The organism is Falsiruegeria mediterranea M17 (assembly GCF_900302455.1).
Lineage (GTDB): Bacteria > Pseudomonadota > Alphaproteobacteria > Rhodobacterales > Rhodobacteraceae > Falsiruegeria > Falsiruegeria mediterranea.
On sequence record NZ_ONZG01000011.1, the window covers coordinates 113,643 to 135,587 of the forward strand.

General features: G+C 59.7%; 23 protein-coding genes. 12 read left to right on the top strand and 11 right to left on the bottom strand.

Features of this window, described 5'->3' with window-relative positions; genetic code table 11:
• The first annotated feature begins 98 nt into the window (after positions 1 to 98).
• Positions 99 to 2,279 (top strand): esterase-like activity of phytase family protein, encoded by a 2,181-nt coding sequence (locus tag TRM7615_RS19655; protein ID WP_108790899.1) that lies wholly within the window; start codon positions 99 to 101, stop codon positions 2,277 to 2,279.
• A 94-nt stretch (positions 2,280 to 2,373) separates the two neighbouring features.
• Entirely contained in the window at positions 2,374 to 3,621 is a 1,248-nt protein-coding gene (locus TRM7615_RS19660) for an Hsp70 family protein (protein WP_108790901.1), read from the top strand.
• A gap of 230 nt (positions 3,622 to 3,851) precedes the next feature.
• Here TRM7615_RS19660 and TRM7615_RS19665 read toward each other — a convergent pair whose 3' ends face one another.
• The 7 genes from TRM7615_RS19665 to TRM7615_RS19695 form a co-directional block, all read right to left on the bottom strand.
• Entirely contained in the window at positions 3,852 to 4,319 is a 468-nt protein-coding gene (locus TRM7615_RS19665; protein WP_108790903.1) for an Hsp20 family protein, read from the bottom strand.
• Between the two features lie 147 nt (positions 4,320 to 4,466).
• The gene (locus tag TRM7615_RS19670; protein ID WP_108790905.1) at positions 4,467 to 5,270 is read right to left on the bottom strand and encodes a trypsin-like serine peptidase; all 804 of its coding nucleotides are present in this window, start codon (positions 5,268 to 5,270) and stop codon (positions 4,467 to 4,469) included.
• Positions 5,267 to 6,046, bottom strand: coding sequence for a trypsin-like serine peptidase (locus TRM7615_RS19675; RefSeq protein ID WP_108790907.1), 780 nt, complete (start codon positions 6,044 to 6,046; stop codon positions 5,267 to 5,269). Before TRM7615_RS19675 ends, TRM7615_RS19670 begins: the two co-directional genes overlap by 4 nt.
• 129 nt (positions 6,047 to 6,175) lie before the next feature.
• Positions 6,176 to 7,369 carry an iron-containing alcohol dehydrogenase gene (locus tag TRM7615_RS19680; RefSeq protein ID WP_108790909.1) on the bottom strand — a complete coding sequence of 398 codons (1,194 nt, stop codon included), beginning with the start codon at positions 7,367 to 7,369 and terminating at the stop codon, positions 6,176 to 6,178.
• A gap of 63 nt (positions 7,370 to 7,432) precedes the next feature.
• Positions 7,433 to 8,755, bottom strand: coding sequence for a glycolate oxidase subunit GlcF (glcF, locus tag TRM7615_RS19685; protein ID WP_108790911.1), 1,323 nt, complete (start codon positions 8,753 to 8,755; stop codon positions 7,433 to 7,435).
• A 3-nt stretch (positions 8,756 to 8,758) separates the two neighbouring features.
• On the bottom strand, positions 8,759 to 9,844 hold the full coding sequence (locus TRM7615_RS19690) for an FAD-binding protein (protein WP_108790913.1): 1,086 nt from the start codon (positions 9,842 to 9,844) through the stop codon (positions 8,759 to 8,761).
• A 58-nt stretch (positions 9,845 to 9,902) separates the two neighbouring features.
• Entirely contained in the window at positions 9,903 to 11,351 is a 1,449-nt protein-coding gene (locus TRM7615_RS19695) for an FAD-linked oxidase C-terminal domain-containing protein (protein WP_108790915.1), read from the bottom strand.
• A gap of 80 nt (positions 11,352 to 11,431) precedes the next feature.
• Here TRM7615_RS19695 and TRM7615_RS19700 point away from each other — a divergent pair, with 80 nt between their 5' ends.
• Both TRM7615_RS19700 and TRM7615_RS19705 read left to right on the top strand, forming a co-directional pair.
• Entirely contained in the window at positions 11,432 to 12,142 is a 711-nt protein-coding gene (locus TRM7615_RS19700) for a DUF599 domain-containing protein (protein ID WP_108790917.1), read from the top strand.
• A 36-nt stretch (positions 12,143 to 12,178) separates the two neighbouring features.
• Positions 12,179 to 12,526, top strand: a complete 348-nt coding sequence (locus TRM7615_RS19705) for a hypothetical protein (RefSeq protein ID WP_108790919.1) — start codon at positions 12,179 to 12,181, stop codon at positions 12,524 to 12,526.
• A 1-nt stretch (position 12,527) separates the two neighbouring features.
• Here TRM7615_RS19705 and rlmH read toward each other — a convergent pair whose 3' ends face one another.
• Positions 12,528 to 12,998: a 23S rRNA (pseudouridine(1915)-N(3))-methyltransferase RlmH gene (rlmH, locus tag TRM7615_RS19710; RefSeq protein WP_108790921.1), complete on the bottom strand. Its 471-nt coding sequence runs from the start codon at positions 12,996 to 12,998 to the stop codon at positions 12,528 to 12,530.
• Positions 12,999 to 13,038: 40 nt separating this feature from the next.
• The gene (rsfS, locus tag TRM7615_RS19715; RefSeq protein WP_108790924.1) at positions 13,039 to 13,401 is read right to left on the bottom strand and encodes a ribosome silencing factor; all 363 of its coding nucleotides are present in this window, start codon (positions 13,399 to 13,401) and stop codon (positions 13,039 to 13,041) included.
• A gap of 239 nt (positions 13,402 to 13,640) precedes the next feature.
• Between rsfS and TRM7615_RS19720 the strand changes: the two genes are divergently transcribed.
• The 7 genes from TRM7615_RS19720 (at position 13,641) to TRM7615_RS19750 (ending at position 19,504) form a co-directional block, all read left to right on the top strand.
• Positions 13,641 to 13,739 carry an isopropylmalate isomerase gene (locus TRM7615_RS19720; RefSeq protein ID WP_235820224.1) on the top strand — a complete coding sequence of 33 codons (99 nt, stop codon included), beginning with the start codon at positions 13,641 to 13,643 and terminating at the stop codon, positions 13,737 to 13,739.
• Between the two features lie 53 nt (positions 13,740 to 13,792).
• Complete coding sequence (gene leuC, locus TRM7615_RS19725) at positions 13,793 to 15,199, top strand: 3-isopropylmalate dehydratase large subunit (RefSeq protein ID WP_108790926.1); 1,407 nt, start codon at positions 13,793 to 13,795, stop codon at positions 15,197 to 15,199.
• Positions 15,200 to 15,237: 38 nt separating this feature from the next.
• Positions 15,238 to 15,771 carry an HdeD family acid-resistance protein gene (locus TRM7615_RS19730; protein ID WP_108790928.1) on the top strand — a complete coding sequence of 178 codons (534 nt, stop codon included), beginning with the start codon at positions 15,238 to 15,240 and terminating at the stop codon, positions 15,769 to 15,771.
• A gap of 64 nt (positions 15,772 to 15,835) precedes the next feature.
• Positions 15,836 to 16,663 carry a hypothetical protein gene (locus TRM7615_RS19735; protein ID WP_108790930.1) on the top strand — a complete coding sequence of 276 codons (828 nt, stop codon included), beginning with the start codon at positions 15,836 to 15,838 and terminating at the stop codon, positions 16,661 to 16,663.
• Positions 16,663 to 17,268: a 3-isopropylmalate dehydratase small subunit gene (gene leuD / locus TRM7615_RS19740; protein ID WP_108790932.1), complete on the top strand. Its 606-nt coding sequence runs from the start codon at positions 16,663 to 16,665 to the stop codon at positions 17,266 to 17,268. Before TRM7615_RS19735 ends, leuD begins: the two co-directional genes overlap by 1 nt.
• A 332-nt stretch (positions 17,269 to 17,600) precedes the next feature.
• Entirely contained in the window at positions 17,601 to 18,434 is an 834-nt protein-coding gene (locus TRM7615_RS19745; protein WP_108790934.1) for a hypothetical protein, read from the top strand.
• Positions 18,431 to 19,504, top strand: a complete 1,074-nt coding sequence (locus TRM7615_RS19750) for an endonuclease/exonuclease/phosphatase family protein (protein ID WP_108790936.1) — start codon at positions 18,431 to 18,433, stop codon at positions 19,502 to 19,504. Before TRM7615_RS19745 ends, TRM7615_RS19750 begins: the two co-directional genes overlap by 4 nt.
• On the opposite strand, the gene TRM7615_RS19755 is transcribed toward TRM7615_RS19750, so the two are convergent.
• Positions 19,451 to 20,359: a Rossmann-fold NAD(P)-binding domain-containing protein gene (locus TRM7615_RS19755; RefSeq protein WP_108790938.1), complete on the bottom strand. Its 909-nt coding sequence runs from the start codon at positions 20,357 to 20,359 to the stop codon at positions 19,451 to 19,453. The two genes, TRM7615_RS19750 and TRM7615_RS19755, sit on opposite strands and share 54 nt — an antisense overlap.
• A gap of 88 nt (positions 20,360 to 20,447) precedes the next feature.
• On the opposite strand from TRM7615_RS19755, the gene TRM7615_RS19760 reads away from it, so the two are divergent.
• Positions 20,448 to 21,359, top strand: coding sequence for a LysR family transcriptional regulator (locus TRM7615_RS19760; protein WP_108790940.1), 912 nt, complete (start codon positions 20,448 to 20,450; stop codon positions 21,357 to 21,359).
• Here TRM7615_RS19760 and TRM7615_RS19765 read toward each other — a convergent pair.
• A complete protein-coding gene (locus TRM7615_RS19765) occupies positions 21,335 to 21,868 on the bottom strand; it encodes a redoxin domain-containing protein (RefSeq protein ID WP_108790942.1) in 534 nt (177 codons plus the stop codon). The genes TRM7615_RS19760 and TRM7615_RS19765 overlap by 25 nt on opposite strands.
• Positions 21,869 to 21,945 lie beyond the last annotated feature (77 nt).

Here is a 21,945-nt window from a genome sequence, read left to right on the forward strand (position 1 = left end):
GGACTTCATTCTTACAAAACTGATTCAAAACCGTCGCACAGCCTTCAACTTTGACGGTCATCCCCCCTTCATCTGACAAATGAACTGAGGATTTTGGCATGACCGCACGCCTGATGTGTCTGACCTCCGCCCTTGCCCTAACCGCCGGTTCGGCGATGGCCGAGATGAATTTCAACCGGATCGCCACCTTCCCCGTGTTCCAGAACATGGCCGAAGGTCAGGACACCAGCCGCGAAACCTCGCCCGAAATCATTGCGGCCACCGCCGATGGTATGACGTTGGTCTACACCGACAGCCCCTTGGGCGGCATCGGCATGATCGACATCAGCGACCCGGCCAACCCCGCGCCCCTGGGCAATCTGGACATGGGCGGCGAGCCCACTTCCGTCGCCGTCATCGGCCAGACCGCCTTTGTCGGTGTCAACACCTCCGAAAGCTACACCGCGCCTTCGGGCAAGCTGGTCTCTATCGACCTGACCGGAAAAACCCAGACCGCTGCCTGTGACTTGGGCGGTCAGCCCGACAGCATCGCCGCCGCCCCAGATGGCAGCTTTATCTCGGTCGCCATCGAAAACGAGCGCGACGAGGACCTGAACGACGGCATCATCCCCCAGCTACCCGCCGGCAACCTGGCGATGGTTCCGCTGAAAGATGGCGCCATGGATTGCACCGGCCTGAACCTGGTCGACCTCACCGGCCTGGCCACGGTCGCCCCAACAGACCCCGAGCCGGAATTCGTCGACATCAACGCCCTTGGTGAAACCGTCATCACCTTGCAGGAAAACAATCACATTGCTGTAGTGGGCAAAGACGGCACTGTGATCAGTCATTTCTCCGCCGGTTCCGTGGATCTGGATGGTATTGACGCCACCGACGAACGCGGCGCGCTGATTTTCACCGAGAGCCAACAGGGCCGTCTGCGAGAGCCTGACGCGGTCAAATGGATCGACGATCAGCATTTCGCCACCGCCAACGAAGGCGACTATCAAGGCGGCTCGCGCGGCTGGACGATCTTTGCCAAGGACGGCACCGTCGTCTACGAAAGCGGCACCACATTCGAACACGCCATCGTTGAAATCGGCCACTACCCCGACAAACGCTCGGACAGCAAAGGGGTTGAACCCGAAAGCGTGACCGCCGCCACCTTCGGTGACACTCCCATGATCTTTGTCGGGGCCGAGCGCGCCTCGATTATCGGGGTCTATGACGCGACCGATCCCAAGAACCCAGTCCTGAAACAGCTGTTGCCGTCAGGCGTCGGCCCTGAGGGATATGTCGCCATCCCCAAACGCGGCCTGTTGGTCGCGGCCAACGAAAAGGACCTGATCGAAGACAAAGGCCCTCGAGCACATGTCTCGATCTTCGAATACCAGGATGGCCCCGCAACCTACCCACACCTGACATCCAAAGGCGCAGATGAACTGATCGGTTGGGGTGCCTTGTCCGGTTTGGTCGCGGATCAGGACGGCATGATCTATGCGGTCAACGACAGCTTTTATGGCTTCCAGCCCTCGATCTTCAAGATCGACCCTAGCCAGTCGCCCGCCCGCATCACCGACGTGATCCGCATCACCCGCAACGGCATGCCCGCGCAGAAACTCGACCTCGAAGGGATCACCCTGGACGGCCAGGGTGGATTCTACGTCGCCTCTGAGGGCCGCACCGACCGCGTCATCCCCCATGCGGTCTACCACGTGCAAGCCGATGGCTCGATCAAACCCAAGAAAGGCGAGATCGGCCTGCCTCCCGAGTTGATGGCGGTTGAGAAACGCTTTGGGTTCGAAGGGATCACGAAGGTCGGTAACACCCTATGGATGTCTGTTCAGCGGGAATGGAAAGACGACCCGGCAAACCACGTCAAACTGGTCGCCTACAACCTGGAAACCAAGGAATGGGGTGCCGTGCACTACCCTAAAGCCGAACCCGCAACCGGCTGGGTCGGCCTGTCGGAAATCGTGGCCCATGGCGATCATGTCTATGTCATCGAACGCGACAACCAGCATGACCACCGCGCTGTCACCAAAAAGGTCTATCGCATCCCGCTAGCCGAGATGACGCCCGCACCCCTGGGCGGCGTGCTTCCTGTCGTCAGCAAAGAGCTGGTCCGCGATCTGATCCCCGACCTGACGTCGACCGGCGGCTATGTCCTCGACAAGGTCGAAGGTCTGGCCATCCTGCCCTCGGGCCAGGCTTGGATTATCACCGACAACGATGGCGTCGACGACGCCTCGGGTGAGACAATGTTCTTCCCCATCGGCAACGTTTCAACCGGCAGCTAAACACGGGACAGGGCGTCAGGCGATCCTCGCTTGACGCCCTTGTTGCACGCCCTTAGACAAGCCGCTTTCCAGTTTCAGGCAAAGGGGTTCGGGCATGGCACAGAGCAGCCCTGTTTTGGGCATTGATTTTGGCACCTCCAACTCGGCGGCAGGCATCCTGCTGGACGGCAAACCACATCTGATCGAGATCGAGCCAGGGCAGAAAACCCTGCCCACGACGTTTTTTTTCGACTTCGACTCGCGACAAACCCTGATCGGCTCTCCCGCCAACGCCGCCCTGATCAACGGGCTTGAGGGGCGGTTCATGCGCGCGCTCAAACGCGTGTTGGGCACAGGTTTGATGCACGAGAAACGCCAAATCCTGAACGAACGGGTCACCTTCGTCGACATCATCGCTCGCTTTCTCTCGCGCATCAAAACCCGCGCCGAGGCGCAAACAGGGCTGAGTTTTGACACCGCCCTCTCGGGGCGTCCGGTCAACTTTCACGGTCCCGGTGACGCAAGGGAAGCGCAGGCCGAGGATGACCTGCGCCAATGCTATCTGGCCGCCGGGTTCAAGGGTGTAAACTTCTTGCCCGAACCCGAAGCTGCAGCTATCGCCAGCGGCGCCACAAACGGGCGTGGCCTGATCGTCGACATCGGCGGTGGCACCTCGGACTTTTCGCTGTTTGAAACAAGGGCAGATGGGCAGGTTAACATCCTCGCCAACCACGGCATCCGCATCGGCGGGACAGATTTCGACCGCGCGATCAACGTCGACACGGTTATGCCCCTGCTGGGCAAAGGCACACAGCTGCGCAAAGACATTGGCACGGGTCTTTTGACCACGCCCAATGCCATCTTCAACGACCTCGCCACGTGGGAGAAGATCCCCTTTCTCTACACCGCCCAAACCCGCCGCATGGCATCCGACATGCTGACGCTCGCAGAAGAGCCGGTCAAACTGCAGCGCCTTGTAACGGTCCTCGAAGACGAGCTGGGGCATGATTTGGCGTTTGCCGTGGAACGCGGCAAGATCGCCGCCAACGCGCCCGACGCGGCACAGGCCAGGATCCAACTGGACATGATCGAACGCGGCCTCTCCGCTCCGCTGGACGCCCTGGATATCGCGCGCAGCCTATCGAACTTTGCAATGGAATTGCACTCAGGCGCGCGCGACACCCTGCAAATGGCAGATTGCGCCCCGCAATCCGTGCGTCACGTTGTTTACGTCGGCGGCTCCAGCCTGATGTCGCTGGTGCCTCAAGCGATGCACGCCCTCTTCCCCGACGCCGAACACAGCTTTACCGAAGTTTTCACCGCCGTCGCAGACGGGCTCGCCATCTCAGGCAACCGCCCCTGACATCAGCGGCGCAACGCAACCGCGCCGCGCGCCAGCGTGGCGCCCGGCCCAACCCTGAGGTGCCTTTCGTCAGAAAGGTCCAAAGGGGCGGGAGCCCCCCGAACCTCGAATACACCAAACCCCGCGCCAGTGTGGCACGGGGTCGGCACGATAACCGAGGGAGGGAAAGATTACCGTCTTGGCCCCTCGCGCCCAAATTCCGCAATGGACGCGAGGGGTGGGAGGTTTCGTTAGTTGACAGGCTTGGCGTCCACCAGGTCCTGCTCAACCGCTTTTCCGGATGCAATCTCGATCCGGCGCGGCTTCAGGGCTTCTGGCACTTCGCGCTGCAACTCGATGTGCAGCATCCCGTCCGTGTGGCTGGCACCGGTTACGCGCACATGGTCTGCCAGGGTGAACCGACGCTCAAACGCGCGGGTGGCGATGCCACGATGCAGGTAGGTGCGCTCGGTCTCGTCCGCGGCCTTCTTGGCCGAAACAACCAGTGAATTTTCTTTCATCTCGACCGACAGGTCGGCATCCGAAAACCCGGCCACGGCAATCGAAATGCGATAAGCATCTGCAGCGGTTTTCTCGATGTTGTAAGGGGGGTAGCTGGGCTGCGCCACGTCGTTGGTCAGAACCCGGTCCATCAGGTCTGCGATCTGGTCAAAACCGATGCTGGCACGGTGCAGCGGTGCAAAATCAAATGTACGCATAGGTCGTTATCCTCATCTCTTGAGCGATTTAACTCTGTTGCCCTCCAACTGGACGGGCGTTTGTTTTCCACCGAACCCCTATCTCAGGCGGCCCGGTAAAATTCAGATGGGATGTTGGAAATCGGGTTTCAAGACCCAGCGTCGAACTTAGGGTCGGACGAATTTGGCGCCTGTCGAATTGCGGCTCGACCCGACCTGCACCCGCCGTACGGTCGCCTTTGGCGCGGCGGCTTCAACCCGCAGACGTTGTTTCAAATATGAAACCATATCAGGCAGTTCCATACCCCATGCCACCTTGCGTCCCTGAGCCTGTGACATGGCAGACACCACAGACAGAATACGCCCCCGGTTACCAACTTGCGCAAAAACCGCCGACCCGGACGACCCAAAGGTGACGTTGCAGTCAAAAGCCAACAACCCTTCGGCGCGATGCAGAACCTGACATGATCGTTGCCGCGAAATGGCCTCGGCCCGCCCCCGACCATAAGACGACACGCTGACTTCGAGCCCGTCCAAATCTCCCGAATGCAAAACGAACGGATCGGCCTGCGCCACCGTGATCGGTTCAGCCAATCGCATCAATGCAACGTCAACGCGCACACGCTCGGCCGACGGTGGTTGGTTGGCCACAAAATCGGGATGGGTCGCAATCTGGCGCACCCGACGTTCCGCAATTGCCTGACCATCGCGCAAGCCTGCTCGAAATACGATCTGATCCACGGGGTAGTGCGCCCCTGTCGCCTTATCGAAGGCGCAATGCGCTGCCGTCAGAACCAGATCCGGCGCAATCAGGGTTCCAGTACAAAACCCCTTGCCCGCCAAGTCCAGACGCCCAACGGCCTCCCAACCCAGAACATCCTCGCGATCCGTCAACCGCACCAAGCCCGAGCTCTGCGCCTGGGCCATTCCGCCCAACACCAACCCAAGGATCAGTGCGATCAAACCCTTCATGGCTTCACGAACTTCGCGCCCATCTCTCGGCGCCCCTGCCCGACCTGAATGCGGTTGGTCGAGGGCGGAGGGGCTTGGTTGAACCCCTGTCCGGATGCCAACTGCGCTCGCAGCAGAACCAACGATTCCTCAAGCGCCGTGCCCAAGGCAACCCGGTCACCCTGCACCTCGGCTTTGGCCGACACAACTGACACGATGCGCGGCTCCTGCCCCGAGAACGAAAAGATCGGCGCACCCGAGGATCCAAAATCCACATCACATGACATCACCAGAATGCCCTGTTGCTGCGCCATGACCGAGCACACCTCTTGCAACGATGGCGCCTCGGACCGGCTTTGCGCATAAGACACAACGCCCACGTCCTCGCCCCGCGTCGGGCGCTTGCCGGTCTGGAATGGTACGACGGTAGTGTTGCGGATCGGGCGCTGCAGCTCGAGCAGGGCGACATCGTTGCGCACACGCTCAGTCGAGACCGCCCCGTCATAGACATAGTCAGGATGGATCACCGCGCGGCGCACATAACGATAGGCCGAGGCACGGCCATTGCGCCAGCCAGCCAAAAACTCGATCTGTGCGGCGTCGATGCGGGCCTTGGTGGATTTGTTGAACAGACAATGTGCAGCCGTCAGCACCAGATCAGGTGCGATCAGGGCGCCCGTGCAGAACCCGGTGCCGTTGATGTCCAAACGGCCAACCGCCTCCCAGTCGCGTCCCGAATGGGTGGTGTCCAACCGCTGCAGATGCGCATCCTCAGCCGCTGCCACAAAGGGCATCATGGCCAAAACAAGGGTTTTCAATAGGGTGCGCACGCAGACCTCCGAGACTTAAGTTGTCTCAGATTGGTATGAGCGGCGTGGGGCGAAATTAGGGCGCACCTGCGGCAACTTGGGATCGCTTTTGCGCGCTTATCTGGCCTTTTGGATCGCCTGTTCGACCAATTGGCATGCGGTGTTCAGGTCAACGGTCACTGGATTGGTCCCAGCCGCACTGTCGTGCAGCGATTTTTCCGCAATTCTTTCAACGCAGTCCTCGGGCACACCGATCTCGGCTAAGGATTTCGGGATCTCCAAATCGTCCAAAACGCGCTCGACCGCTCTAACCAACCCGGCCTGGGTGTCATCGGCAACCCGCATCGCCTCGGACATACGCCGCGCCTTGACCTCCATATCGGTCAAGTTGAATCGCATCACCACAGGCAGGATGATCGCATTCGTCAGGCCGTGTTGGGTGTCGTACTCGGCCCCCACCATGTGCGAGATCGCATGCACCATCCCCAGCCCTTTCAAAAACGAAATCCCCGCCAGGCATGACCCCACCAGCATCCCACCCCGGGCTGCCATGTTGTCGGGCTCGCGGTAGGCAACAGGCAACCACTGCGAAATCAGGGCCAACGCTTCCAAGGCCAGGCCATCGCACAGCGGATGAAATTCAGGCACGCAATAGGCCTCGATCGCGTGGGTCATGGCATCGACCCCGGTCCAGGCGGTCAAATGCGGCGGCAAACCAACCGTCAAAGCCGGGTCCAACAAGGCCAGCGCCGGTTTCAAGTCGGGGTGCCAGATGCAGAACTTCATGCCCTTGTCGACATGCGTAACCATCGCGGTGCTCTCGGTCTCGGCCCCAGTTCCGGCGGTTGTCGGAATGGTGATCAACGTTGGAAAGGGGTGATCAGTGGGCACATCCGGTACGGGCTGTTCAAATTCGAACGCCCAAAGATCAATGTCATTGTTCGCGGTCAGGCAAATCGCCTTGCCGCCATCCATCGCGCTGCCGCCGCCGATGGCGATGATGGCGTCATGTTGCCCAGTGCGAAAGACATTACGCCCCGCGCCGATCTCGTCATCACGGGGGTTGGGAGAGACCTCGGAGAATACCTGGCTCTCTAGACCAGCAACAGAAAGGTATTCACCCAATTCCGCAATGAACGGCAGGTTGCGACTGCCCCGGTCCGTCACGATCAACGGGTTGCTTACGCCCAGCGCGGCGCAACGTGCACCGATTTCGGCAAGACGCCCAGGTCCATAGGCGATTGGAACGGGAAACGTCCAATCATGCGGCTGCAGCAGTCTGTCTTGGTCAATTCCCGCCGAGTTCCCCATCTGCGCCTCACTTTGTTACGAGCTGTTGCCGGGCACCCTAGCAGCCCAGCAGAGCACGGCAAGTCAGCGCAAGATCGGCACTTCGGGCACACGTTTGCCCGGCGCGTTCAGTGCAGGCGGTTGCGGCCCTCCGGTCGCCCAATCCAGCAGCTCAACGGTATGCATAATCGGCACCTCAGTCCCCGAGCCGATCTGCATCATGCAGCCGATGTTCCCAGCTGCGATCAGGTCTGGTTTCTTGGCTTCCAACGTCCGTACTTTGCGCGCTTTGAGCTTCCCCGATATCTCGGGCTGCATCAGGTTGTATGTCCCTGCACTGCCGCAACACAGATGCGAATCCGCAGGCTCCACCACTTTGAACCCGGCCCGCTTGAGCAAGGTCTTGGGATGCGTCTTGATCTGTTGCCCGTGCTGCAGCGAACATGCAGCGTGATAGGCCACAATCAACCCTTTGTCGTCGCCTTCGGGCATGTCCAGCTGCATAAGCAACTCGCTGATGTCCATCGCTATCCCCGACACCCGTGCCGCATCTTCGGCCAGGAGGTCATTGCGGAACATATGGCCGTAATCCTTGACCGTGGTGCCGCAACCCGAGGTGTTGATAACAATCGCATCCAGCCCCTTGCCATCCATCTCAGCCACCCAGGCGTGAATGTTCTTGGCTGCGGTCTTATGGCTCTCAGCCGTCTTGCCCATGTGATGGGTCAACGCCCCACAACACCCCGCACCCTCGGCCACCACAACCTCACACCCCAACCGGGTCAGCAGCCGGATCGTGGCATCGTTGATGTCAGTGTTCAGCGCCTTTTGCGCACAGCCCGTCATCAGAGCGACTCGCTTCTTGCGCGGTACCACAGGAGCAAAACTCTGCGGATCGTCATTGCGACTGACCGGCGGGATATGTTTGGGCGCCATGTCCAGCATCGCCCGCAACCGCGCATCCGGCATCAGAAACTTGAATGGCCGCCCGATCTTGGCCCCCAAAAGGGCCAGCCGGAATCGCGTGGGATACGGCAGGATCTGCGCCAACACCCGCCGCAACACCCGGTCCGACAGGGGCCGTTTGTAATTGTCCTCGATGTATTCCCGCGCGTGATCCACCAGATGCATGTAATGCACACCCGACGGGCAGGTGCTCATACACGCCAGGCACGACAGGCAGCGGTCCACATGTTTGACCACCTTCTCATCCGGCACGCGGTTGTTTTCCAACATATCCTTGATCAGGTAAATCCGCCCGCGCGGGCTGTCCAACTCATCCCCCAGCACCTGATAGGTGGGGCACGTCGCCGTACAAAACCCGCAGTGCACACAAGACCGCAAGATCTCGTTCGACCGTTGGATCGCCGGGTCTTTCAGCTGCTCTGGTGTAAATGTCGTCTGCATGTCTTACCCCATCAGTCCCGGATTAAAGAACCCGCGTGGATCGAACCGCTGTCGCAACTGTGCGCTGATCAAAGCAACCGGTGCGGGCTCGGGCTGAAACTTCGCCTGCCCTGTCCCTCGCACCAGCGTCATATGCCCCGACACATCACCCATTTTCGCGCGCAGGTCCGTGCCCACAAGCACCCGTGCCCAGATTAGCCCGCCTCCCCAGTCAAACAGCAGGCCATCCGCCCCTAACTGCTCGGCCAACCTAGGCGCATCCGAAGGCTTGACCGAAATCCGCCACACATCGCCGTCCTGACCATGAAATGCCGTCACATCGCGAATGCCACGCCACAATCCGGCACTGTCATCCGCCATGCTTACGGAACCAAAGCCGCCTACAACACCGCGCAGCTGCTCAACCCGATAGGCGACCGACCCAGCAAACCCCTCGATCCGCAGCAGAACATGACCGGCATCCGGATCATAAGCCGCCCCCGACACCTCGAACGGAGAGCCCAGCGCCGCGGACATCGCCTCAACCGCCTGAGCCGCCCCATCAACAGCAACCAACACCGTCTCTTCATCCTCGGCCAGCGGCAGCACCTTCAACGACACCTCGGTCAACACACCCAGAGTACCCCAGGACCCCGCCATCAGCTTGACCAGATCATAGCCGGTGACATTCTTCATCACCCGCCCGCCATTCTTGATCACCTGCCCCAGGCCATCGACGTACCGCACCCCCAACAGGAAATCGCGACAGGCCCCCGCCTGGACCCGGCGCGGGCCCGACACATTGGCGGCCACAACCCCACCAATCGTCGGCTCACCCGTCGTCCCCAACAGTCCGCGATGATCCATCGGCTCAAACGCCAGCCGTTGCCCTTCGACGGCGAGAGCCGCTTCGATGTCAGCCACGGGTGTGCCGACCTTCGCCACCAGTGTCAAAGCGCCCGGTTCATATAGCTCAATGCCGCTCAACCCTACCACACTCAACTCGGCTCCTCGCCCGGCAACACCGCGCGTGCCGCCGCCCACAATCCGCACAGGCTCACTCAATCCGGCCACGATCTCGGCCAATTGGCCCTCGGTCTCTGGTCTCATTTCATCTTTTCCAAAATACTCTGGGGGTTTGGGGGAAAAGCCCCCATTAACACCTTGATTACTCAGCCGCGATTTTCGCCTCGCGCCGCGTTTCCGTCACAGACAGGGGGAACACCTTCGCCGGGTTGAGCAGCCAGGCCGGATCGAACACATCCTTCACCGCCATCTGCGCTTCCAGATCTTCGGCCGTGTACTGATGCAGCATCAGATCGCGCTTTTCGACGCCTACCCCATGCTCGCCGGTCAGACAGCCGCCCGCATCGACACAAAGCTTCAAGATCTCTGCGCCGAACTCTTCGCACAGTTCCAGATCACCCGGCTTGTTCGCATCAAACAGGATCAGAGGGTGCATGTTGCCGTCGCCCGCGTGGAAAACGTTGCCCACCGGCAAGCCATACTGTTCGCTCAGTTCGCCAATCCGACGCAAAACCATGGGCAGCGACGACACCGGGATGGTACCATCCAGACACATGTAATCGTTCATTTGCCCCATAGCGCCAAAGGCTGATTTGCGGCCCAACCAGATCTTGGCACTTTCGTCCGCAGACTGGCTTTCACGCAGCTCGACCGGGTTGTGGCGCTTGGCAATCTCAACAATTTTGCCCAGCTGATAGTCGATCTCGGCCTCAGAGCCCTCGACCTCGACAATCAACAAGGCGTGACAATCGGGATAACCCGCCTTGGAAAAGTTCTCACAGGCCTTGATGCACAGCGTATCCATAAACTCGATCGCCACCGGCAGGATGCCCGACTTGATGATGTCGCTGACGCAATGACCCGCGATCTCGTTGTCATCGAACGCGATCAACACCGGACGCGCACCTTCGGGCTTTCGCAGAATCCGTAAGGTGGCCTCGGTCACGACACCCAACTGCCCCTCGGACCCGCAAATGACACCCAGCAGATCCAAACCGCCCGCATCCAGATGCGCGCCACCGATTTCAACCACGGTGCCGTCCATCATCACCATGGTCACACCCAGCAGGTTGTTGGTGGTCACGCCGTATTTCAGGCAATGCGCGCCACCCGAGTTCATCGCCACATTCCCCGCAATCGCACAGGCCAGCTGCGACGAGGGATCGGGGGCGTAAAAGAAATCCTCTTCTTCAACTGCGCCGGTCACGCTCAGATTGGTACGCCCTGACTGCACCCGGATGATGCGGTTGGCATAGTCGGTTTCCAGAACGTCATTCATCCGCGCCACGCCCAGGATCACACTATCCGCCGTCGGCAACGCCCCTCCGGCCAGCGAGGTGCCCGAGCCACGCGGCACCACAGGCACGCCTTCTTCGTGGCAGATGCGCAGCACGTCCGATACCTCTTGGGTCGAGGCCGGAAGCACCGCCAACATCGGCGGGCATTTGTAGGCCGTCAGCGCATCGCACTCATAGGCGCGCGTCTCTGCCTCGTCATGAATGACAGCGTCTTCTGGCAACACACGTTGCAGACGCTCGACCAACCTTGCCTTGCGCGCCAAAACGGCCGCGTTGGGTGTGGGCATTTCCATACGGGATCCTCCAGTTGGTAAAATAATATTACCAATTTTACGATCTGGCAAGCCCAACTGGTAAATCGTAGAGTGCGGGCATGACCTGGATCGACCGCGCCTTGTTGTTTTCACCGCTGGATTATGTGGCGGTGACCTGCCTGATTGCCGGATGGCTCTGGATCGGGTGGCGGATTGAAAACCCTGCGCCAAACAAACCTTCGGTCTCGGCGTTGATGGACGAGTTTCGCCACGACTGGATGACCCAAATGATCACCCGACAGCCGCGCGTATTCGATGCCCAGCTGGTTGGGAACATGCGTCAAAGCACAACGTTTTTTGCTTCCACTTCGATGATCGCAATCGGGGGTGGACTGGCCTTGTTCGGCAACACGGAGAGGCTGGCCGGTGTCGCGGAAGACCTTGCCATCGGTAGCGCACCCGCAATGGTTTGGGAGATCAAGATCCTGATCGTAATACTTCTTTTATCAAATGCGTTTCTGAAATTCGTCTGGTCCCACCGCCTGTTTGGCTATTGTGCCGTACTGATGGCCGCCGTGCCCAACGACCCCGATGACCCGCATTGCGCGCCTCGTGCCTCACAGTCGGCCGAGATTTCAATTACCGCCGCGCGTAGCTTCAATAAGGCGCTCAGAACAATCTATTTCGCGCTCGCCTCGACCGCATGGATGCTCGGGCCCGTGCCCCTTCTCTTGGCCACCGCCGTCACGCTCGCGATCCTCTATCGGCGCGAGTTTGCCTCGCATTCGCGCAGGGTTTTGCTGAAGCTCCCTCCGAACACAGAGTCGTGACCTGAACCCTCATCGAATTCACGATAGGCTCCGCTCATGAGATACCTGATCCCCTTCCTGTTCCTCGCCGCCCCTGCGCTGGCCGACGCCCCACTGATCGAAAAAGCCACTGCCCGCGCCAGCGGCGACACCTGGCGATTCGACGTCACCATCCGCCACCCGGACACCGGTTGGGATCACTACGCCGATGGCTGGCAGGTGCTGGACATGCAGGGCAACGAGTTGGGAATGCGCGTCCTGCATCACCCCCACGAGAACGAGCAGCCATTTACCAGGTCTCTGGGCGGCGTTCAGATCCCGGCAGGCACCAAGCAGGTCCAGATTCGCGCCCGCGATTCGGTCCACGGCTGGAACGCAGACACTTACGTTGTCGATTTAGAGTAAATCACACCCGGTGATATGGCCCGCCGGCCAGGATATTGGCGGCACGATACAGCTGCTCGGTCAGCATCACCCGCACCAGCAGGTGTGGCCAGACCATTTTCCCAAAGGAAATCGAAAAATCTGCCTCGGCGCGCAGCGATGGGTCGATGCCATCCGCCCCCCCGATGACCAGCGCCAGATCCTGCCGCCCTGCGTCGCGCCATTTGCCAAGCTGTCCGGCAAAATCGGGCGATGACAGCACTTTGCCGCGCTCATCGAGCGTACAGATCACTGCCCCCTTGGGCAGCGCCTTTCGCAGCAGCGCGGCCTCGGCACCCATGCCCGCGTTCTTCTTATCCTCAACCTCAATCACGCGCGCAGGGCCAAGGCCAAGCGCCCGCCCTGTCCGGTCGAACCGGGTCAGATAATCGTCAATGAGGGTTTTCTCGGGTCCGGCCCGCAAGCGGCCGACCACGCAAATGCTGATACGCATGATGTGTCACGCACCCCCGAAAAGCGGGGGCGAAAACGCCTCAGTTTGCTGAGGCGCTGCTACCTTGTGGCAGCCACATCTTTTCCAGCTGATAGAATTCGCGCACCTCTGGGCGGAAGATGTGTACAACCACATCACCCGTGTCGATCAGAACCCAGTCGCCGGCATCCTTGCCTTCGACCTTCGAGGTGAACCCGAACTCTTGCTTGATGCGGTCTGTCAGCTTCTCAGCCATCGACGACACCTGACGCGTCGAACGACCCGATGCGATGATCATGTAATCACCGATCTCGGTCTTGCCGCGCAGATCGATCTGCACAACATCTTCGGCCTTATCGTCGTTGAGAGAAGATAGAATACGCTCAAGCAGCTTTTCGCTGGTGAGTTGAGACTGAGCCATCATTGCGGCCCGTCCGTCGGTGGACTTAGCCACCTCTGTATGCGTTGACAGGACATTGTCCTCCTTTTTGCGCGTCGACAGCCCCCCGACGCTGGGGTGCCTTTAAAGTAACAACGGCTAGATGACAATTCAATGAATCGCCAATGTAACCTCACGCAGCTGTGCCCTTACGGCACTTGGCGGAATCCAACCTGAAAACAGCAGACCTTGATAGACTCACTTTGCGTCTGTATCTGGGGGCCATGACACCCGTTTACGCCTCATGCATCTACCTGCAAGACCGCGCCCGCCTGCGCGAGCGGTTCTTTGGGGCTGCCCGCACGGTTCTGGCTCGCCTATAAGCGGCGACCAGCCACCACATTGCCAGCTATTTCCAAACCACGGGAGAGGACCGATGTCCCCCAAGACACTCTATGACAAAATCTGGGATGCGCATGTCGCGCATGAGGCCGAAGACGGCACAACCCTGCTCTATATCGACCGCCACCTGGTGCACGAAGTGACCAGCCCGCAGGCGTTCGAAGGTCTGCGTATGACCGGCCGCAAGGTACGCGCACCGGAAAAGACCATCGCTGTCCCGGATCACAACGTGCCCACCACAGCAGGCCGCGAAGACCCGACGCAGATGACCGAGGAAAGCCGCATTCAGGTGCAGGCGCTTGACACCAACGCCAAGGAATTCGGCATCCACTATTACCCGATGAACGACGTCCGCCAGGGCATCGTGCACATCGTTGGCCCCGAACAGGGCTGGACCCTGCCCGGCATGACCGTTGTCTGCGGCGACAGCCACACCGCGACTCACGGTGCCTTTGGCGCATTGGCGCACGGCATCGGCACATCCGAGGTTGAACACGTTCTGGCCACACAGACGCTGATCCAGAAAAAATCCAAGAACATGAAGGTGGAAATCACTGGCAAATTGAAGCCGGGCGTGACCGCCAAGGACATCACTCTGGCTGTGATCGGTGAAACCGGCACTGGCGGCGGCACCGGCTATGTCATCGAATACTGCGGTGAAGCGATCCGCGATCTGTCGATGGAAGGCCGCATGACCGTCTGCAACATGGCCATCGAAGGCGGCGCACGCGCCGGCCTGATCGCGCCTGACCAGACCACATACGACTATGTCCAAGGTCGCCCCCACGCCCCCAAGGGCGCTCAATGGGAAGCCGCACTTGACTGGTGGAAGACACTCTTCACCGACGAGGGTGCGCATTTCGACAAGGTTGTCACGCTGAAAGGCGAAGACATCCAGCCCGTCGTCACCTGGGGCACATCGCCTGAGGACGTGCTGCCAATCACCGGTGTTGTCCCCTCGCCTGAGGATTTCGAGGGTGGCAAGGTCGAAGCTGCGCGCCGCTCGATCGAATACATGGGCCTGACCCCCGGTCAGAAGCTCACCGACATCGAGATCGACACCGTATTCATCGGCTCGTGCACCAACGGCCGGATCGAAGACTTCCGCGCCGTGGCCGAAGTGGTCAAAGGCAAAAAGATCAAGGACGGTATGCGCGCCATGATCGTTCCGGGTTCGGGACTGGTTCGCCTGCAAGCCGAAGAAGAAGGCCTGGCCGACATCTTCCGCGAGGCCGGCTTTGAATGGCGCCTGGCAGGCTGCTCGATGTGCCTTGCGATGAACCCCGACCAGCTGTCCGAAGGCGAGCGTTGCGCTGCCACCTCGAACCGCAATTTCGAGGGGCGTCAGGGCTATAAGGGCCGCACCCATCTGGTCAGCCCGGCCATGGCTGCCGCAGCGGCACTTACAGGACGGCTGACAGACGTACGTGAACTGGTGTAAGCTCCAATCAAATATGAATATTTGAGAGGAATAGAGACATGAGTGACTGGCTGAAAATGCTCCTTCTGGGGCTCCTATCCATCGTATTTGGCGTGTTCATCCTGGGCGCGCCGGTCGTGGCCTCGATCGCGGTGACTGCGATCACCGGCATTCTGCTGCTCATCAGCGGCGGCTTGCAATTGGTTGGCGGCTTTACGGTTGAAGGTACAGGGAACAAGATCCTGTCCATCCTGATGGGCGCGATCATGCTCTTTCTAGGCTGGTCATTCCTGGCTCATCCGCTACAGGGCACAATCTCGCTCGCGATGCTGATCCTGATCCTGTTCATGGCAGGCGGTATTGCCCGGGTCATCCTGTCGTTCCAGATGCGCGGAACTGCGTATTTCTGGCCGACACTCATCTCGGGCGTTCTGTCCATCGTGCTGGCCGGTATCATCTGGACCAATGCGGCGGCGGAACCCGCGTGGCTCTTGAACCTGGTCGGGATCCTTCTTGGGATCGAGATGCTGTTCAACGGTTTTGGTCTGCTCTTTGCCGCGCTCTTTATGCGCAGCGCCGAAGAGAACACCTGATTGGCCTGATCTGTCACCGGTTTACCGGCCAGACCCGCAGGCTGACGCAAGCAAAAGGTAATGAATGTCATTCAGTAAATCCTTGCCGCCCGTCGCCAGCCTGTGGGTTGGAGGTGAGCTGAACTGGCTGCACAAACTCTGCTTGGCCAGCTATGCCTATCATGGGCATGAGGTCGTGCTGTTCTTTATGGCGGACACGGCCCCATCGGTTCCGCCCGGCGTTCGCACGGCACCGATCACCGACGTCTGGGACCCGGCTCCGGCCGGTCACGCAGGCGCGCCTGCATCCATGCTGTCGGACTTGTTTCGCCTTTATCTGCTGAAAAAGACGGACATGGTCTGGATTGACACCGACATGTTGGCAGTGCGCCCCATGCCGGTCGCCGACTATCGGGTGGGATTCGAACCAACCGGAGCGATCAACGGTGCCGTTCTGCGTCTGCCGCAGACATCCAAGACACTGAACAAGCTGATCGATTGGTTCGAGGATCCCGAATGGATCACCCCTTGGCTGGGCGAAAAGGATCAAGCAGAAATCGCCAAGGCCCCGCCGGGCAAGCGATTGCTGCGAGCCTTTGAACTCAGGCGACCTGCGGTTGGGCCACGTGCCTTGACCTACACCTTGCGCAAATGCGGCGAGATGAAACACGCCCATGGTCCCGAAGCTTTTTATCCGCTTCGCGGTGTCATGACTGACGTCCTGTTCAGCGGCTATTGCACAGAAGACAACTGGCTCACCGAAAACACGCTGGCGGTGCATCTCTATGCGTCAATGATCCGCCGCTACCACGCAACCCACAGACCCGAAGACAACAGCTTCATTGCTCGCACCGTAAAACAGATCGGTTTCGATCTCGGCGGGTTGAAGCACCAAAGACTAGGAAAACGCTAATGGAAAAGTTTGAAAAGCTCCACGGCATCGCGGCCCCGATGCCTCTCGTCAACATCGACACCGACATGATCATCCCCAAGGTGTTCCTCAAGTCGATTCAGCGCACCGGCTTTGGTGTGAACCTGTTTGACGAGATGCGTTATAACCGCGACGGCACTGAAATCCCCGATTTCGTGCTGAACAAGCCGCAGTACCGCAACGCCGAGATTCTGGTGGCGGGCGACAACTTTGGCTGCGGCTCGTCGCGCGAGCACGCGCCTTGGGCGATTGCTGATTTCGGCATCAAATGTGTGATCTCGACCAGCTTTGCCGACATCTTCTTCAACAACTGCTTCAAGAACGGCATCCTGCCCATCGTCCTGCCCCAGGAGCAAGTGGACGTGCTGATGGCTGACGCGGAAAAGGGCGAGAACGCACGCATGACCGTGGATCTTGAAGCGCAAGAGATCACCACCTCGGATGGTCAGGTGTTCTCCTTTGACGTGGACGCCTTCAAAAAGCACTGCCTGCTCGAAGGTCTCGATGACATCGGCCTGACGATGGAGAAAGCCGGCTCGATCGACAGCTTTGAGGCACAGGCCGCGCAGGCCCGTCCCTGGGTCTGATCCAAGTCTCAAATCAAGATCAATGATTCCAAGCACTTGGGCCACATTTCGATGTGGCCCTTTTGCGTTTTGCGGTCCCCGCCACAAATTCCACAACATTTAGTGTCTCGCCGGTGCTTCGCCCAATTTCTGCACCACCAATGATGCAAAGACGCACCAGTCTCGCCATCTTTTCGCCTGAAATCAGGTATTTCGTGGGTCGGTGACTTGAGCGGGTGACCAAATGGCGGCACAAATGGGGCCAAAATGAGGCACAGACCCTTCGGGGTTTGATCAAGTTGGAACAAAGGCTCGGCAACGCATCGGCCTGTCCAGTTTGAAGGGATCGGACAGTGATTGCACGCATCACAGGCGCGGCTTTGCGCGGGATATTGGTGGCCTTGATGGTGGTCACGCCTGCGCTGTATCTGCCGGGCTACACAACGAATTCTCCTGAGATCGTGGTTCTGCTCGCGATCCTTGCATTCGTGCTGACCTTTGCCGAGTACAACTCGACCTTTCCCAGCTTTATCGAATTCCGCGACGCCCCGCCCCTCAACCGCCTGCGGTTTATTGCGCTGATGACAATGGTGGTTTTGCTGACATTGATCTGCAAACACAAATATGCACCCACCAATGTCACCACACTGTTCGCGGGGATGGGTGTTCTGATCGCACATCTCGTCGATTTCCCGTTCTCGCCTGTGCGTTTGGTTGTTCTGATGTTGCCCAATCATGCGACGCTGGACACCGTAAATTCGGTCCGCATCGCAGCTGGCGTGTCGTATGTGGTGGCCCTGGCGACCGTCGGTGCCTTTTACATTGCCGTACGGGTGCGCGGTTGGCCCATTGGAAACGGCGCGTTCAACGTCTGGATCAACTTGCCGCTGTTCGACCCAACGACCGGCGGCGATGTCGTATCCCGCCTGCAAAGAGATGGGCGGATCAACGTGGTTCTGGGTGTGCTGCTCCCGTTCTTTATCCCCGCAGTCGTCAAAGCGACCGCGGATCTGGTCAACCCGATCATGCTGGACAACCCGCAAACACTGATCTGGACCATGAGTGCCTGGGCTTTCCTGCCTGCCTCGATGATCATGCGCGGAATGGCGATGCTGCGGGTTTCAGACCTGATCGAGGAAAAGCGCCGCCGCGCTTATGCCAACGCCGAGGCCGTGCAAACCGCATGAGATGGCTGCTGCTTGCACTGGCGTTGTTGCCGGGCATAGCTACAGCCGAGCCCCTGCGTATCGCAAGTTTCAACACAGAACTGTCCCGCGATGGTCCCGGCCTGATGCTGCGCGATTTGCAAAGGGGCAAGGACAAGCAGATTGCCGATTTTGTGGCGGTCATCGGCGAAACCTCACCCGATGTTCTGGCCCTACAGGGCGTGGATTGGGATCATGACGGGCTGACGTTGGAAGCTTTGGCCAGGACTCTGGCCGATGCCGGTTCCCCCTACCCGCACCGTCTGGCGTTGAAACCCAACAGCGGGACGATGACCGATCTGGATCTGGACGGTGACGGCCGCTTAGGCGGACCGGGAGACGCCCAAGGATATGGTGAATTCACCGGTCAGAATGGCATGGCTATCATGTCTCGCTATCCAATCGTTCGCGCCGAGGTTCAGAACTTCTCGACGCTCTTGTGGAAAGACCTCCCCGACGCGCAACTTCCGGAACGCGATGGTGCCCCCTTCCCGTCGCACGCCGCGCAAGCCATACAACGCCTGTCCTCTGCCGGGCATTGGGTCGTTCCAATTGAAACCCCTTTGGGCCGCATCCACCTGCTGACATCGCAAGCCGGGCCGCCTGTGTTTGACGGACCCGAAGATCGCAACGGGCTGCGCAACCGGGACGAAAACCGCTTTTGGACGCTGTTTCTTGACGGCACGCTTGGCCCTACCCCGCAGAACCGCTTTGTTTTGTTGGGTGGCACCAATCTGGATCCGTGGGACAGCGACGGTTATGGCGAGGTGGTGCAGGGTTTGCTTGACGACCCGCGCCTGCAAGACCCTGCCCCCACCAGCAACGGGGCCACCACCGCCCCGGATCAAGGACACCGCAGCCCCAATGCCACTGACACGGTGGAGTGGGACGGCGTTGGGCGACTGCGGGTCGATTACGTCCTGCCCTCCCGCGATTGGGTTGTGCAAGCCTCGGGCGTATATTGGCCCGCCAAGGGTGAGGCAGGCCATGAAACCGCTCTAGGTGCCAGCCGCCACCGCTTGGTTTGGGTTGACCTGATCCCGCAAGAGTGAGGCCGGAATGGCCGAAGCCAATGCTTGCTCCACCGGCGTCTCTTGAAACTCCGGCAACAACTCGTGAAACCGCGTCCCATCCAGACTGTGAGCCGTGCGCCACAAATAGCTCATCTCGACCAAGCACCGCGCCATCGGCCAGACCGGCTGTAATATTTTGATCGGCAACCAGTTCATCCGCTTGATCGCCACATCGCGACCCAGGAGGACGCTCAGATGCTGCGCCAGCTCCAAACCACTTGCGTTGTAACCCGGAAACGGCACATCGCAGAACCGGGGCAGATCATACCGCATTTCGGCAAGTTGCACGGCAGCGCGACACAGATCCGGCAGATAGGCCCAGCTGTGATCAATGCTGGGATCGCCCGGATAAACGAACCGCCCGCTGGACAGCTTTTTCGCCATGATCATGTCGAACCAATTGCCTGAGGCTTGGGTGTCGATGAAATCCCCCGCGCGCAGGATGATTGTCCGCACGCCGGACGCGGCATAGGCGCGCTCCATCTCGATCCGAATGCGCCCCAGGGGGTTCTGCGCCTTATGCGGCCTTGCCTCAGACCAGGGCGCGGGCGTGTCGGCGCCAAAGACATAGACATTGCCTGGTACAATCACCGTGGCATTGCTCAGCCGGGCCGCCTCGATCACTTGCGCATGCAAACCCGGCACGCTCTTGGCCCAGTCGGGATAGGCCGGGTTCCAGCCGTTCACGATCACATCGACACCTTGAGCAGCCAGGTTAAGGCTATCGCTTTTGCGATCAAAGGGTTTGACGGTCCACCCGGCGGTCCAAAATTGCTCGGCAGCATTGCGGCCAAATCGGCCGGTAGCGCCCAGGATAAGTGCGGTTCTGGTCATGGAAATCCTCCTTTGCTTGGCGCGAAGGTATCCATTCACTTTGGCAGTATGAATTGCCTCAAGATGCAGATCATGTATTCATTGGTGAATGGATAATACGTTCACCTCAACCGACTGGACCCTGATACAAAGCTTCGTTGCCGTCGCAGAACACGGCTCTCTCTCTGGTGCGGCCCGCGCCTTGGGCCGCAGCCAACCCACTTTGGGGCGGCAAATTCAGGCGCTTGAGACGTCACTTGGCGTGTCCCTTTTCGATCGCCACGCCCGTGGCCTGAGCTTGAGTGACACCGGCAGCCGCCTGCTCCCGCTGGCGCACCAGATGCACGACGCCATGCAGGCGCTAACCCTGACGGCTGCCGGACAGTCCAAGGACCTGAGCGGCACAGTGCGCCTGACCGCCTCGGTCTTCATGTCTCACCATGTGCTGCCTGACATTCTGGCCCGCATCCGACAAACGGAACCGCAAATCCAACTGGAAATCGTCCCAACAGATGCCACCGAAAACCTGCTCTACCGTGAGGCCGATATCGCCATCCGCATGTACCGCCCCCGACAGCTCGACATCGTTGCGCAACGCGTGGGTAGTATCGAACTCGGCGCCTATGCCGCGCACAGCTATCTTGAACGCAAAGGGCACCCAGCAAAAATCGAGGATCTGTTTGACCACGAGATTGTCGGCTATGACGCCAACGATCTGATCATCCAGACGATGCAAAACATGGGTTATTCGGTGACCCGCTCACAATTCCCGGTGCGCTGCGACAACCAAAGCGCCTATTGGCAGTTGGTGCGGGCAGGCTGTGGCATCGGGTTCTGCCAGGCATCAGTGGCCGACGCCGACCCGAGGGTCGTAAAGCTAGACTTGGATCTGCGCATTCCCCCGCTCGAGGTTTGGCTTGCCGCCCCCCAGGCTATGCACCAGACCCCGCGCATTCGCAGGGTCTGGGATTTGTTGGTGACAGAGCTATTGGCCGTTCAGGACGGCAAGTCGCCGGTGTAAGCCCCACGTGGCGGATAGTTGTTCTCCAACGCCCATTTGATGCCGCCCAACATGTCCGCCGTCGACGGCCGCGCAAAAGGCGTCGTCTGCTGCCAGCCGAAATACAGCGTCCGGTCCGGCGCGATGTAGAAATGTCCCGGCTCGGCAAACAGGTCCGCCTCAGCCGAGTCCGGTCGCTTGGATGAAATCCACAAACCCCAATCGTCATGTGCGGCTTTGAGCGATAGCTCGTATCCCACGCGCAGTTTCGATGTACCCGCCTTTTCAACCGTCTGCTCGGCGCGATCCTTGGTGTCGGTGCTGATCATGATCACCTCCAACCCTTGAGCGGCGAAGTCATCCAGAGCCGCCTCGACCTCGGCCATCTGGCGGATGCAGATGGGACAATGCAGGCCCCGGTAGACAATTACGACGGTGCCGTTCTCGCCATGATTCTTGTCCAGATCAAAGGTCCCCTGACCCAAAGTTTCGATTGTTAGCGCAGGAACCTGTTTTCCTGGTGTCAGCATCGTCATTTTCCCTTGTTTTTGCCGGGATCGTCACATTGACCCCTCTGGCTGCACACGCTAGGCCCATTGCGACAGAA

Excerpts from the sequence above, each read along its gene's own strand:
- TRM7615_RS19655 (WP_108790899.1), top strand. The coding sequence starts at position 99 with ATGACCGCACGCCTGATGTGTCTGACCTCCGCCCTTGCCCTAACCGCC.
- TRM7615_RS19660 (WP_108790901.1), top strand. The coding sequence starts at position 2,374 with ATGGCACAGAGCAGCCCTGTTTTGGGCATTGATTTTGGCACCTCCAAC.
- TRM7615_RS19665 (WP_108790903.1), bottom strand. The coding sequence starts at position 4,319 with ATGCGTACATTTGATTTTGCACCGCTGCACCGTGCCAGCATCGGTTTT.
- TRM7615_RS19670 (WP_108790905.1), bottom strand. The coding sequence starts at position 5,270 with ATGAAGGGTTTGATCGCACTGATCCTTGGGTTGGTGTTGGGCGGAATG.
- TRM7615_RS19675 (WP_108790907.1), bottom strand. The coding sequence starts at position 6,046 with ATGATGCCCTTTGTGGCAGCGGCTGAGGATGCGCATCTGCAGCGGTTG.
- TRM7615_RS19680 (WP_108790909.1), bottom strand. The coding sequence starts at position 7,369 with ATGGGGAACTCGGCGGGAATTGACCAAGACAGACTGCTGCAGCCGCAT.
- glcF (WP_108790911.1), bottom strand. The coding sequence starts at position 8,755 with ATGCAGACGACATTTACACCAGAGCAGCTGAAAGACCCGGCGATCCAA.
- TRM7615_RS19690 (WP_108790913.1), bottom strand. The coding sequence starts at position 9,844 with ATGAGACCAGAGACCGAGGGCCAATTGGCCGAGATCGTGGCCGGATTG.
- TRM7615_RS19695 (WP_108790915.1), bottom strand. The coding sequence starts at position 11,351 with ATGGAAATGCCCACACCCAACGCGGCCGTTTTGGCGCGCAAGGCAAGG.
- TRM7615_RS19700 (WP_108790917.1), top strand. The coding sequence starts at position 11,432 with ATGACCTGGATCGACCGCGCCTTGTTGTTTTCACCGCTGGATTATGTG.
- TRM7615_RS19705 (WP_108790919.1), top strand. The coding sequence starts at position 12,179 with ATGAGATACCTGATCCCCTTCCTGTTCCTCGCCGCCCCTGCGCTGGCC.
- rlmH (WP_108790921.1), bottom strand. The coding sequence starts at position 12,998 with ATGCGTATCAGCATTTGCGTGGTCGGCCGCTTGCGGGCCGGACCCGAG.
- rsfS (WP_108790924.1), bottom strand. The coding sequence starts at position 13,401 with ATGATGGCTCAGTCTCAACTCACCAGCGAAAAGCTGCTTGAGCGTATT.
- TRM7615_RS19720 (WP_235820224.1), top strand. The coding sequence starts at position 13,641 with ATGACACCCGTTTACGCCTCATGCATCTACCTGCAAGACCGCGCCCGC.
- leuC (WP_108790926.1), top strand. The coding sequence starts at position 13,793 with ATGTCCCCCAAGACACTCTATGACAAAATCTGGGATGCGCATGTCGCG.
- TRM7615_RS19730 (WP_108790928.1), top strand. The coding sequence starts at position 15,238 with ATGAGTGACTGGCTGAAAATGCTCCTTCTGGGGCTCCTATCCATCGTA.
- TRM7615_RS19735 (WP_108790930.1), top strand. The coding sequence starts at position 15,836 with ATGTCATTCAGTAAATCCTTGCCGCCCGTCGCCAGCCTGTGGGTTGGA.
- leuD (WP_108790932.1), top strand. The coding sequence starts at position 16,663 with ATGGAAAAGTTTGAAAAGCTCCACGGCATCGCGGCCCCGATGCCTCTC.
- TRM7615_RS19750 (WP_108790936.1), top strand. The coding sequence starts at position 18,431 with ATGAGATGGCTGCTGCTTGCACTGGCGTTGTTGCCGGGCATAGCTACA.
- TRM7615_RS19755 (WP_108790938.1), bottom strand. The coding sequence starts at position 20,359 with ATGACCAGAACCGCACTTATCCTGGGCGCTACCGGCCGATTTGGCCGC.
- TRM7615_RS19760 (WP_108790940.1), top strand. The coding sequence starts at position 20,448 with ATGGATAATACGTTCACCTCAACCGACTGGACCCTGATACAAAGCTTC.
- TRM7615_RS19765 (WP_108790942.1), bottom strand. The coding sequence starts at position 21,868 with ATGCTGACACCAGGAAAACAGGTTCCTGCGCTAACAATCGAAACTTTG.